The organism is Taibaiella sp. KBW10, from assembly GCF_003852495.1.
Classification (GTDB): domain Bacteria; phylum Bacteroidota; class Bacteroidia; order Chitinophagales; family Chitinophagaceae; genus Edaphocola.
The window spans coordinates 462,509-474,717 of sequence record NZ_QAJI01000003.1; the positions used below are offsets into that span (position 1 = coordinate 462,509).

11 protein-coding genes are annotated in these 12,209 nt (G+C 43.1%); 6 read left to right on the forward strand and 5 right to left on the reverse strand.

The features are described from left to right. The first annotated feature begins 15 nt into the window (after positions 1–15). From DBR32_RS06330 to DBR32_RS06345, 4 genes are read left to right on the forward strand one after another with little or no spacing between them, the layout of a single operon-like run. Entirely contained in the window at positions 16–1,140 is a 1,125-nt protein-coding gene (locus DBR32_RS06330) for a GNAT family N-acetyltransferase (RefSeq protein ID WP_124635454.1), read from the forward strand. A gap of 15 nt (positions 1,141–1,155) precedes the next feature. Then, the gene (locus DBR32_RS06335) at positions 1,156–2,208 is read left to right on the forward strand and encodes a cell wall metabolism sensor histidine kinase WalK (RefSeq protein ID WP_124635455.1); all 1,053 of its coding nucleotides are present in this window, start codon (positions 1,156–1,158) and stop codon (positions 2,206–2,208) included. Between the two features lie 9 nt (positions 2,209–2,217). Next, positions 2,218–3,309: an AI-2E family transporter gene (locus tag DBR32_RS06340; protein ID WP_124635456.1), complete on the forward strand. Its 1,092-nt coding sequence runs from the start codon at positions 2,218–2,220 to the stop codon at positions 3,307–3,309. Positions 3,310–3,341: 32 nt separating this feature from the next. Next, on the forward strand, positions 3,342–4,304 hold the full coding sequence (locus DBR32_RS06345) for an ion channel (RefSeq protein ID WP_124635457.1): 963 nt from the start codon (positions 3,342–3,344) through the stop codon (positions 4,302–4,304). Positions 4,305–4,306: 2 nt separating this feature from the next. On the opposite strand, the gene DBR32_RS06350 is transcribed toward DBR32_RS06345, so the two are convergent. The 4 genes from DBR32_RS06350 to DBR32_RS06365 all read right to left on the reverse strand — a co-directional run bounded on the left by DBR32_RS06350 (position 4,307) and on the right by DBR32_RS06365 (position 8,682). After that, positions 4,307–5,683 (reverse strand): di-heme oxidoredictase family protein, encoded by a 1,377-nt coding sequence (locus DBR32_RS06350; protein ID WP_124635458.1) that lies wholly within the window; start codon positions 5,681–5,683, stop codon positions 4,307–4,309. 98 nt (positions 5,684–5,781) lie between these two features. After that, positions 5,782–6,888 carry an imelysin family protein gene (locus DBR32_RS06355; RefSeq protein WP_233559676.1) on the reverse strand — a complete coding sequence of 369 codons (1,107 nt, stop codon included), beginning with the start codon at positions 6,886–6,888 and terminating at the stop codon, positions 5,782–5,784. Positions 6,889–6,939: 51 nt separating this feature from the next. Continuing rightward, positions 6,940–7,398, reverse strand: coding sequence for a ubiquinol-cytochrome c reductase iron-sulfur subunit (locus DBR32_RS06360; protein WP_124635460.1), 459 nt, complete (start codon positions 7,396–7,398; stop codon positions 6,940–6,942). 6 nt (positions 7,399–7,404) lie between these two features. Further along, positions 7,405–8,682: a hypothetical protein gene (locus DBR32_RS06365; protein WP_124635461.1), complete on the reverse strand. Its 1,278-nt coding sequence runs from the start codon at positions 8,680–8,682 to the stop codon at positions 7,405–7,407. A gap of 214 nt (positions 8,683–8,896) precedes the next feature. On the opposite strand from DBR32_RS06365, the gene DBR32_RS06370 reads away from it, so the two are divergent. Then, entirely contained in the window at positions 8,897–9,154 is a 258-nt protein-coding gene (locus DBR32_RS06370) for a hypothetical protein (RefSeq protein ID WP_124635462.1), read from the forward strand. Positions 9,155–9,286: 132 nt separating this feature from the next. After that, positions 9,287–11,287 carry a PKD domain-containing protein gene (locus tag DBR32_RS06375; RefSeq protein WP_124635463.1) on the forward strand — a complete coding sequence of 667 codons (2,001 nt, stop codon included), beginning with the start codon at positions 9,287–9,289 and terminating at the stop codon, positions 11,285–11,287. Between the two features lie 94 nt (positions 11,288–11,381). Here the strand turns inward: DBR32_RS06375 and DBR32_RS06380 are convergent, their stop codons facing one another. Continuing rightward, positions 11,382–11,600, reverse strand: a complete 219-nt coding sequence (locus DBR32_RS06380; RefSeq protein ID WP_124635464.1) for a hypothetical protein — start codon at positions 11,598–11,600, stop codon at positions 11,382–11,384. Positions 11,601–12,209: the final 609 nt, after the last annotated feature.

A 12,209-nucleotide genomic window follows, 5' to 3' on the forward strand; every position in this document is an offset into this window, starting at 1 on the left:
AAATACAAAAAAACGATGTCCGTAACGATAAGAGCAATTAACACCAAGGCCGATTTCAAAAAATTTGTACAATTCCCCTTTGACTTATATAAAAATAATAAATACTGGGTACCCCCTATTAAAGACGATGAATTAAAGTCTTTAATGCCGGAAACTAACCCGGTTATGAAGTATTGCAAGGCTGCTTTCTGGCTGGCGGAAAAAGATGGTAAAGTGGTGGGTCGTATTGGTGCCATCATCAACCCTGCGGCAAATGAAAAATACGGAGAGAAAATGTGCCGGATGACTCGTTTGGAATTTATAGATGATGCCGTTGTATTCAGCAAACTGATCGAGACCGTAGAACAATGGGCATTGGCAGAAGGTATGGACGGCGTACACGGACCTTTAGGCTTTACCAATCTGGATCACCAGGCCATGCTCATAGAAGGCTTTGACCAATTACCCTCTATCGCTTCGGAATACCATATGGACTATTATAAAAAGCACATCGAGGCCCATGGTTATGAAAAGGAAATAGATTGGATCGAATTCAAATTAAAAGTACTAAAAGAAATTCCGGAAAAAGCGGTTAAACTCAATGAGCTGATCAAAAAAAGATACAACCTGACGGTAAGGAGTTTTAATAATAAAGAAGAATTAAAAGCGGTAGCCTTACAGGTATTCCATTTGCTGAACACCTCTTTTGATGAATTGTTCAGCTTTGTAAAAATGCCGGATGATGTGTTGACCTTTTACATCAACAAATACATCGAGGTGCTGAATCCAAAGTTTGTGAAAGTGGTCGAAGATCCCGATAAAAAGATCATCGGTTTTATTGTAAGCCTGCCCTCTTTAAGTGAAGCCATGCAAAAGGCAAAAGGCAAATTATTCCCCTTCGGTTTTGTACATATCATGAAGGCCCTGAAAAAGCCTAAAGTCGCCGATCTGCTGCTGACCGGTATCCATCCCGACTGGCAGGCACAAGGTGTGAGTGCCTTACTGATCACTGAACTACAGCAGATTATGATCGAACATGGTGTAGAATGGGTAGAAACGACGGGTATGATCGAAACGAATGAAAAAGCGATCAACCATTGGAAGAATTACGAGCATATCCAACACAAAAGGAAAAGATGCTATAGAAAAATGTTACGCTAAAATCATGCTGCACCCATGCCCAATTCGATAAGATACCTTTCTCCGAAAATGATCTGCCTTTTGGCGGCCTTTATCTTGGCGGCCTCCCTTTCTGTGCTCTCTTTGGCCATAGAAGGAGACTGGAAACTGCCGATCATTATTTTTGGGGTTACGTTTGCCCTATCTTATTTTGTTTATAATTATTTTCTGCAAATCTTTATCGGGCGCAGGTTAAAGCTGATTTATAAATTTATTTACAACACCAAAGCAGGCAAAAAAGAACAATTCTTTTACGACAAGATCCTGCCGCAGAAAACGATCGAACAGGTAGAAAGTGATGTGACGCAATGGGCGGAGAAAAAAAGTACGGAGATTGAGCAACTTAAGGTGAATGAACAATTCCGGAAAGAATTTCTCAGTAACCTGACCCATGAGTTGCGTACGCCTATCTTCACGGTACAAGGCTATGTACACACGCTGCTCGATGGCGCCATAGAAGATGACCAGGTAAACCTTAAGTTCTTAAAAAATGCCAGTAAGGGATTGGATCGCCTGGTGCAGCTAGCCAGCGACCTGGAACAGATCTCCGCTTTGGAAGCAGGCAACAATCCGATACTCCTCTCCAATTTCAAAATCATGAATCTGGTAAAGGATACTTATGAGGAGCTGATGCTGAAAGCCAAAGAAAAAAACATTACCCTGCTGTTTAAAGAAGATGCCGATGAGCACCTGATGGTGCATGCCGACCGGGAGAAAATCAGGCAGGTTGTGGTCAATATTATTGAGAATGCGATTAAGTACGGCATTGTTGATGGTACGATTACAACGGGTTTTTGGGAACTGGATAAGCATAAAGTATATATAGAAATATCAGATGATGGCGTCGGTATCGAAGAGCAGCATTTAAGCCGGATTTTCGAACGCTTTTACCGTACCGATAAGAGCAGAAGCAGTGCCATTCCCGGTACGGGATTGGGACTGGCCATCGTGAAGCACATCATTGAAGCACACGGCCAGATCATTAATGTAAGAAGTAAGGTGGGTGTTGGCTCCTCTTTCGGCTTTAGCCTTGCTAAAAGTAAAAACTAATTTATTACTATGAATCTACCGATGAAACCGCATAAAGATGTAATGCAATACCTTGCATACCGACTGATCGTGATCAGCATTATCCTGCTCATGCTCTTCTTTGCGAAAAGTGTTATCCTTCCTTTAGCTTTTGCAACCATTTTTGCTTTAGCCCTGGCAACGCCTACCCGCTATTTGGAAAAGAAAGGCTTTAAACGGTCTTTGGCTGCATCGGTATGCCTGGTGCTGGCGCTGTTATTGCTCAGCGGTATATTTGTCTTTATCTCTACACAGGTCATTAATTTCAGAAATGACTTTCCACAACTGGAATATAAATTTAATGAACTGATCACCAATGCCCAAGTCTTTATTCAGGAAAGGATGCATGTATCGGGAGCAGTGATCCGGGAGAATGTAGATCCGCTGTTGAAGAAATTGCTGAACGAAACCCCTAATGTTGTGGGTACAATGCTTTCCTTCTTCTCCAGCTCCTTACTGCTTGCCGTATTCACCTTTATCTATACCTTGCTTATCCTGATCTATAAAGATAATATTGCGACCTTTCTGAACGTTAGTTTCCGTCATCTGGAAGATGATGCCATGGAGCAGATTGTTTCAAAAACACAAAATGTCATCAAAGGCTACCTGAACGGCCTCTTGATTGAGATGGTGATGGTCGCCGCTTTCCTGGCCATCGGTTTTTCCATAGCCGGCGCCAAATATGCAATCTTACTGGCCGTTATTTCTGCCATGATGAATGTTGTACCTTATCTTGGTTTTATTACAGCAGCCATCATCAGTGTGGTCATTACCTTTGCGACCAACTCACCCCATGCCGCTATGTGGATCGGGATTATTTCGATTATCGTACACCTGATCGACAGCAACATTATCTTGCCGGTGCTGGTGGGAAATAAAATCAGTATTAATGCCCTCGCAACCATTGTGAGTGTGTTTCTGGGTAGCCTCATCTGGGGCATACCGGGGATGTTTCTTGCCGTACCTGCTATTGCCATCTTCAAAGTTATTTTTGACGAAATCCCTAGCCTGAAACATTGGGGTATCCTATTGGGCGGGCGACCGAAGATCCCGAAAATGAAGAAAGTTGCGGTAAAAAAATAGTTGTTACAGGATCAAGAACCCAAGCCCATATTATGGCAAAACCGATACACAGCCCTAAGAAAAAGAATATTGACAACACCGGTCTGAGTACCAATGCAACGGTCAAATATGCCCGGTTCATTAATAAAGACGGCACGCCCAATGTGGTGCATCAGGGAGCCAACATATTGGATCGCTACAGCATCTATCATTTTCTGATCAATATTTCCAACTGGAAATTTATCCTGCTTATTTTCGGCTATTATATGCTGATCAACCTGTTGTTTGCAGGCATCTACTATATATTTTGCCTCGACCATTTGATCGGCCTCATTAAGGGAACAGCTTTCGAAACGTTTGAAGAAGTATATTTTTTCAGTTCCCAAACCCTGACGACAGTGGGCTATGGGCGCATTAGCCCGGAAGGGCTCGTTACCAATACCATTGCTTCTACCGAAGCGCTGATCGGTATACTGACCCTGGCGATCATCACCGGTCTGCTTTACGGGCGCTTTGTAAAACCCAAAGCCTACATCCGCTTCAGCGACCGTGCGGTAATTGCTCCTTTCCAGGATGGCAAAGGCCTGATGTTCCGAATGGTACCCATCAAAAATGCCCGCCTGAGCGAGATATCGGTACAAGTAACAGCCAGCATGATGGTAGAAGAAAACGGGAAAACAATCAACAAGGTATTTGCCCTACCCTTACAATTCAGTACCATCAATATTTTATATCTGGGATGGACTGTAGTACACCCAATCAACAACGATAGCCCAATTTGGGGTATGAGTTTCGCAGATCTGGAAGTGGTCGATTTTGAATTTATGATTTACCTGAAAGCCTATGATGAAGATTTTTCCAATACAGTAATCTCGCGTACGAGCTATACCTACGACGAAATCGTTAATGGCGCTAAATTCGTGACGATGTACTATGATTCTACCGAAGGAGCCGGTACCATTATAGATATGAAAAAACTACATGATTATACAGAAACACCTGAAAGCAGGATATAAATCTATAGCGACTGCAGAAAACGAAGCAAGGCATCCCGGTCTGTTTTGGATAACTGTACAAATTGCTGTTTAGATCGTTCTGCTTCTCCGCCATGCCAAAGAATCGCTTCTTCCAGTGTACGCGCTCTGCCGTCATGCAGATAGAAAACAGCATTCCCATTTACCCTGGGCAATAAGCCTAGACCCCATAAAGGAGCGGTACGCCATTCTGAGCCCGTAGCTTTATAATCGGGTCTTCCATCGGCCAGGTCAACACCCATATCATGTAATAACAGGTCGGTAAAAGGTTGTATCCTTTGGTTGGATAAAGCAGCCATACGCAGGTCTACACCGGTACGTACCAGCGGAGTATGACAGCCTTTACAGTTTAATTGATTGAAGAGCTGTTGTCCTTTCAGCACCGTAACATCATCTACATTCCGGCGCGCCGGTACGGCTAAGGACTGAATGTAAAAAGTAGTGGCACGCAACATACTGTCTGAGATTTCAGGATCATCATTTAATCCATCAGATTGCGCTTGTCCGAAAGCGGCTTCTCTGGAAAATACAGGATTGGTAATGCCCATATCCTGGTGGTAAGCGCCGGCAACCTGAACCAACAAACTAGGGTTATTGGCTTTCAAGCCGAAGCGGCCCAATTCCATGCGATTATTCACCGGATTCCATACATAATTGGCCTTGCCGCTGATCCCATCCCCATCACGGTCATTTTCATCAGATAAGGCCAGAATCGTTTCTTCCGGAATTAATTCCAGTAATCCCAATCCAAAAACCGGTGGCCCTAAACGAACGGAAATCATATGATTGGCCGGAAGCGTCATATAAGCAGCCGTAATACTGTAAGAAGGTTTACGCAGGGTTACGGTACTGCCATCGGGATAGGTAAATATTTTATTCTCGTAATTAATACTAAGTTTCCCTTCCGGTGTTTTTCCGGAAACGGCCTTATCCTGCAACTGGGTACCGAAACCGGGAATATCTAAAGGAGCGCCATGCGGACCTTCGCCCGGAATACTGATCCTGGTCAGCAAGCCGGAATTTATCAATCCTGCAGTAGGAATCCCTTTGCTGTCGTTATGATGACAACTCACACAAGAAACATTATTGTAAATCGGCCCCAGGCCCTGAAAGTGTGGTGCAGGAGAAGAGATAAATGTTTGTGCAAACAATTTGTCGCCCACATCATGTATATAGGAATCCCAGGTAGATAAGCCATCAATAGAAGAACCAAAAGCCTTTGCATTCGATAAAAAAACTGTAGCCGCACCACCCGATAACCGGGTGTCATAAAATTCATCACTAAAGGTCGTGGACTTCTTACATACTATCCCTGTAAACACAATGGACATGAGCATTACAACGACAAGGACTTTTTTCATTCTGCTACTATTTTACCGAAAACAAATACTGTATTAATATATCAAAAGTTGGCAGCCTTTAAGCCACCAACTTTCTTTTAAGATTATAAGGAATGCGTCTAGTCTTTAACGTACTGACGGATATAAGGAATCAATTTATCATCAAGGCTTGTTTTCAAAGCATTCAAAGCATTCAAAGTATTTTGCACCTGAGTTCTTTGGTTATAAATCGCACTTTCAAATGTAGTGGTGAATCCATCAAAAGAATTAATGGCCACTTCAAATTTTTGTTTGATCTCCAGGTCCAGCGTCTTGTTATTGAAACCAACCAGATCACTCAGGCTTTTGCCGGTAGCCCCGTTAAACGTACAGGTATATACATTTCTCGCACCGATAATGTTATTTTTAAAATCGGCAATAGAGTTATGGGCATAAGGCGATTCTGTAATTGTGCTGTCCGGGTTTGGTTCATATGGTTCGAGCATTTTTCCACCGGCTACTTCAGAGCAGATATCGATCAAGGCATTGGCCAGGGCTTCTAAGGCTTCTTTCTTATTCGTGTACAGATCATTTCCGGATCCCGGTGTGATCAGTTTGTTGCCAAAATAAATAGAACCCGGTAACCAACTTGCTTTTAAAGCACTAACGTTATTATAAATATCGCTGGCTAAAGCCACCATATATTCTTTTTCTCTTGCGCTAATGGTGCTGGCATCACGATTGCCTCCTAAACCCCATAATAAATACTCTAAGGGATGAAATCCACGTAAAGTCAGTTCTGTAGCATCTTCCGGATCATCCAGACCGGCAAGATAAGATACGGTGATCGGTGTGGTGCTGGATAACAAATTGTCCATGGCATTATGATCGGTAGGCCAGGTATCCATATAAGGATCATAGTTCAGATCATCTACAGGCCCGATCAGAAAACCTTCAGATTGTTCCCAGATCACACGCACATTTTTCCATGCGGTGCGCGCAGTCGCAAGGTTTGCCGGTGTTGGGTTACTGGATAAATTTTGTACGGCTGTTTTTAATTCTCCTGCCAGGGCTTCGAATTTTGCATACAAAGGATTACCCACCACATTTACAAAATCAGTCAATGTCGCTTGCTCCAGTTCGGTAAAGGTTTGCGTTGTTGGTTTGGGCGTCTTGTCTTTACAGCTGGTAAAGAATACCGTTCCGGACAATAGGGCAAGGCCTAAAACTTTGGAGACATTTTTCATATTCATATGATTATTATTATGTGTTTATGATGAGATAAAATAATTACGTGTTTAATATTTAAACCCTCCGGTATGAATCAGTAACCGATCGGCACTCAGCTCTACCGGCAATGCCGTCATTCCCCTGGCAGAAGGGCCTTTTACCACCGCCCCGTCTTTGGCAAAACGGCTGCCATGCATGGTACAAAAATAACCGGAACCTGTTTTGGTCAGGGGTTGATTGGCATGCGGGCACATAAGCACCAGCGCCAGAAAAGTATTTTGCTCCGTTTTTTGTACCCCCAAGTCAAAAGGAAAATCTTTTACCCTGATTAAAGCATAATTGGATTGTTCAAATTGTGATAAGGGTATCGATACAGTTCCGTCTGTCGCACTGAGTTTCAGTACAGACAATCCGGAGGCACAGGATTGCAGAAAGGCTGTTCCGAATACAAAGCCCAAACCTATGGCACCACAGGCTTTTCCGGTACATTTTATAAAGGCTCTTCTGTTGATCCCGTCTTGTTTCATAAATTATTAAAAAGAGTATCCTATACCAAAAGAAATGGTATAATTATCTTCCGCATATGGTCTAACGACCGGTGCGGGATTGATCTGTAAATTTTTATTAAAAGGACCGGTATGCGTATACCGCACATCTGCCTTGACTGCCACATTAGGCACCGGGAAGAATCCAACTCCGGCAATGACATGGTGCTGATCCAGTGTACCATCCATAATCCCGTTTTCAGGAAGTGCCGCATTCAGGTTTAAACGTTCGTAACGCACAAAGCCGATCAGCGATTTATTCGTCCTGTTTGCATTATAAGCATTATTCAATACATCATAGCTCAGCTCTGCATATAAGCCATAGGTTTTTTCTGCCGTGTTGTTGGCAAAAGTCCGGTTGATATCCGATGCTTTGGGATTATAGATATAAGCCCCCAATAGTTTAAAATTAAAGCCATCTTTTGCATATTGTACATTGGCCTCTCCCATGGTAATCGGTGCGGCAAAGGCACCATGTTCAATACCCAGACTATCAGCCGTATAAGGACTCAGTCCAATTGAACCGCCATAATATCCGGAAACCTGTACCTGAAAATCGCCCCAATACGCTCTTAACGATCCGGTAAGTGCCAGATTGTTGGCTGCTACAGACTGACCGCCGCCACTCCCCTTTCCAATACCGAATCCATGCTGGAATTTAGCGGCATCAAAACCATTCAAAACAGCAATAGAATAGGCAATCGGGAACTTACTCATTTGCCCGTAAAAACCAATACCCAGTTCGCGCCAGGTGGTGGGTATAACCAATTGCTCGACCTGAGGCCTTTCGGTACCATTAAAATTAGTTGGTAGATGGTTTTCGTTGGTAATTCCTATTCTGGGAGTAATCAACCCCGCAATAAAATATTGTCTGGGATTTAAACTGTATTTAAGAAAAGCCTGCTCCATACCAATCTCACCCAATACACTCCCTCCTTCTACACGGGCATCGGCCACTTCCAATTCCGAGAAAAAGGAAATACGGCTGCTGAACTGATGCCCTACAAAAAGGACGACACGATCTAGGCTCGCTTTAGAGGATTTGTACGCAACATTTCTTTTAAAAGACATCTCTCCATAACCGGAGATTACTGTAGAGGCTTCACCGGCGTTACCGCCCGTCAACAAGTCCTCGCCCGTATTGGCAATCAATTTCTGAGCAGGTGTTAAACCAGACTGCCACTTTTCCTTTTTCTCTTCTTCCTGAGCAAAGGTGTTATTACAAACCATCAGGGCTGTAATAACCAATAAGTATTTTTTGAGCATGTACTATGACTTCGTCTATATAAAAAATAGTCTGCAAAGGTTGCATAATTAATGGAGATGCACACATCTTTTTTTTAGAAATGACAATTAAATTACAAATCATTATTTTCCCAATATTTAACAAGTTGCGCTGCAAAAAATCAGCACTTACATGCGCGATATATGAAACAAATCATTTAATTTTATATGCATAATCAAAAAAAACAACTTAATTATGAAAAAGTTCTTAACCATCCTGCTGGTGTTGATCTTTAGCATCACCGGCCTGTATGCACAGTCTACTACGGCTACCTCTAAAAAAGCGGCAAAGAAAGAAACACAATCAACCACAAGTGGCACTAAATTAAAAGCCGATGGTACGCCGGACATGCGCTATAAAGAAAATCAAACAAAGACTAAGCCCGCTGCAGGCCCTACAAAAAAAGATGGCACAGCAGATATGCGTTATAAAGCCAATAAGAAGGGGAAATAACCGGGATCCATTTATATAATAAAAAGCTACCTAATATTAAGTAGCTTTTTATTTTTTGTATTGATTATCCGGACAACGGGGTAATGCAAACCTTGCTTCTTAAAAGTATGTCTTCTTAAAAAAACCAATACCATGAAATACATCTCTACCTCTAAAATTGTTTTACTCCTGCTCAGCTGCTTTGCCCTGAAATCGGTAAAGGCCCAGCCCTCCTGGCAATGGGGCAAACGTGGCGGTAGCTCCAGTTCGGCAGTCAATTCCTGCTGCTTCGAAAAGATCTCCGATATGGCCACAGATAAGAACGGCAATATCTATGTATTGGGCAGTGCAAATATGGGTATTAATGTGGATGGACATACACATACCGGATATGGCAATAACCTGTCCTCAGGTAATATCATCGTAGCCAGCTGGAATTGCAGTGGTAGTTTCCGGTGGATGAAAGTGATTGGGAGTTATACCTCCAGCGGTGGCAAAAGCCTCCGGACAGATACCTTGGGCGGTGTGTATGTTGGTGGGTACACCATCAGTAATAATACGCTTGGCTATACTCATTTTGATAGCGACACCGCATTGGGCAATACCAATAAAAGCATGTTTATCGTAAAATATGATACTGCCGGTAACTATCAATGGCTGCGCATGCCACAGGCAGATACGGTAGGACCGGCGGCAATAACCTACACCGGGCTGGTCGATATGGATGTAGCGCCTAACGGCGAGCTGTTCGCCTTTTGCTATCTTAACCCGGGTATCTACAATGGGACTTATGTAGTAGGCATCCCGGGCATCTATGTGTACCGTTATAATGCATCCGGCACCTTTCTCGGAGGCACCCCAATGGCCATAACACTTGCCGGTGGCTCGGGCGGCGGCCAAAACTTATATAACCTACAACAAAGCCGCTTTAAAAGGGATCATCAGAACGGCAGGTATTATATTGCCGGACATTATGATGCGAGCTTTGGAACAATGACTTTTGGTGGCATCAATGTGAACAAAGCATCTTATATTGGTTGCTTCAGCAGCGCGGGTTTTGAACAATGGACCCGGCAATCGGCCACCACCAATCCCGCTTATGAAACGGCCGGCATGATCAGTGGCAGACCTGCCATTGATGAACAAAGCAATATATACATAACCGGTAATACCTTTAACGGGCAGAGTTTTAACGGGCACACGTTTACCAATACCCTGTCTACTTTGGAATGGCCTTGTCCATTTGTAGCAAAGCTGAATATAAGCGGTAATATTGTATGGGCGGTAAATGCCTCGGTAATTGGCGCGGCCAACAGTTATAATATTACGGTTGCAAACAACGAACTCGCTATAACCGGCAATTTTTACCAGCAACTAAAATGGGATAATATCAGCCTGCAACAAGGCATGAATGAAGGTTCGGATGTCTTCCTTGCCCGCTTAAATATGCAGACCGGCAGCGTATCGGGTATCGATACCTTGATCAGCAGTTATGGTGCAGAAGAAATGCCGGCAATCATTACCCATGATAAAAAAGGTAATTATTACCTAGGTGGCCAATTCTTTAATGACCTTACCGTGGCGGGCAATACCCTTCTGAACAGCGGGGGAGAAACGGATTGGTTTGTGGCCAGATTCGGCGCCGCAAATTGCAATTGCACGGTTCCCATCGCACAATTTACCAACAGCAATGGCTCTGGCAGCAACACGATCAATTTCAGTTATACGGGTACGATGCCGGTAGACAGCGTGGTGTGGGATTTTGGTAATGGTAATCGCGGAACGGGCCTGAATAGCTCCCAAACGTATGCTGCAAGCGGAACGTATACAGTATGTGCCACCGCTTACAATAGCTGCGGCAGTAATCGCATTTGTAAAACCATAGCTACAAGTGGCGTAGGGATCAATGAGCGTGAGGGTTTAGCCGGTATCCGGTTTTTCCCAAACCCGGTTACCGGGATACTCTCTGTAGACGGTCTTCAGGAGCCCGTACAATTTGTGATGTACAACAGTCTCGGCAGTGCCCTCCAACAAGGCACATTATCCGAAGCACAGGCTAGCATAGATATGCATCAATTTCTTGCAGGTTTGTATGTCCTGGCCCTGCAAAATAAAAATGGAGCCCAACAGAGGATCAAAGTAGTGAAGCGCTAAAAAAGCACCTGATATAGGTGCTAAAGTAAGTATGATGCGATAATCATCATCGCACAAAGAGGACAAGTAGCGGGATGACTTTTCATGCATTTAATTAATAGTTGCTGACGCCCGAATACCGTGCGTGGTTCAGCATCAACATAATCATCGCGGGAGTTTGCTTTACATAAATCTTCCCGCCAAACCGGTTGATGATACAGGTTCTGATAAGCGCTAAGGGATTTTGTGATATTAATCTAAAGGATACAATATGATGTATGTCCAGACTATAGTTTCTGCCATTAGCCAGCTGCAGCTTAATAAATTTACCCATAGATAACCTGTTTTATTAAGAACAAATTTAGCGCACAGGCACAGTTATTGAAAAGTTAATGTTTAACCATTCAATAACAAACGGTTTCCTGTGCTGCAACATACTAATGCGATAACAGGAGAAAGCGGCAGTTCCAATAATTCTTGGTTTAAATGCTTTGAAACCCGCCTGAATAATAGTTGACCTTAAGTAAATAATTATTATTCCGGTTTGTGCTTAACAATACCAGTTATGCCCAAAGCTTTTCTATTTTTCATAAAGTATCATTTCCCTTTTAAGGGGTCAAAACGAAAGCTCCTGACGTAACCCCGAATTTTGGGTTTGTGTTTCCGTACAGGCGCATATTATATATAGCCGGGATCAGCACCAATAGTCAGATAGGAGGGATTTAATATTTCATAAATGAATGGTGTTTTCACAACCAACCATTTGCGGTGTTAAGCTTATAGACCATAATACCTTCTTTTTCTGCACTCCGGTTAAATGTCCCTGTAAAAACATACGTCTTCTGGCGGAACAAAAACAAAAAAGGTTATAAAAAAATAAGTTATAGAAAAGTAATGCCAATGGCATCAGGCGCAGATAAAAAACCGGAATAATATTGGACGA

What these genes read in the sequence shown, in the direction of transcription:
- DBR32_RS06375 (WP_124635463.1), top strand. Translation starts at nt 9,287, where the DNA reads ATGAAATACATCTCTACCTCTAAAATTGTTTTACTCCTGCTCAGCTGC.
- DBR32_RS06365 (WP_124635461.1), bottom strand. Translation starts at nt 8,682, where the DNA reads ATGCTCAAAAAATACTTATTGGTTATTACAGCCCTGATGGTTTGTAAT.
- DBR32_RS06370 (WP_124635462.1), top strand. Translation starts at nt 8,897, where the DNA reads ATGAAAAAGTTCTTAACCATCCTGCTGGTGTTGATCTTTAGCATCACC.
- DBR32_RS06380 (WP_124635464.1), bottom strand. Translation starts at nt 11,600, where the DNA reads ATGGGTAAATTTATTAAGCTGCAGCTGGCTAATGGCAGAAACTATAGT.
- DBR32_RS06330 (WP_124635454.1), top strand. Translation starts at nt 16, where the DNA reads ATGTCCGTAACGATAAGAGCAATTAACACCAAGGCCGATTTCAAAAAA.
- DBR32_RS06340 (WP_124635456.1), top strand. Translation starts at nt 2,218, where the DNA reads ATGAATCTACCGATGAAACCGCATAAAGATGTAATGCAATACCTTGCA.
- DBR32_RS06355 (WP_233559676.1), bottom strand. Translation starts at nt 6,888, where the DNA reads ATGAAAAATGTCTCCAAAGTTTTAGGCCTTGCCCTATTGTCCGGAACG.
- DBR32_RS06345 (WP_124635457.1), top strand. Translation starts at nt 3,342, where the DNA reads ATGGCAAAACCGATACACAGCCCTAAGAAAAAGAATATTGACAACACC.
- DBR32_RS06360 (WP_124635460.1), bottom strand. Translation starts at nt 7,398, where the DNA reads ATGAAACAAGACGGGATCAACAGAAGAGCCTTTATAAAATGTACCGGA.
- DBR32_RS06335 (WP_124635455.1), top strand. Translation starts at nt 1,156, where the DNA reads ATGCCCAATTCGATAAGATACCTTTCTCCGAAAATGATCTGCCTTTTG.
- DBR32_RS06350 (WP_124635458.1), bottom strand. Translation starts at nt 5,683, where the DNA reads ATGAAAAAAGTCCTTGTCGTTGTAATGCTCATGTCCATTGTGTTTACA.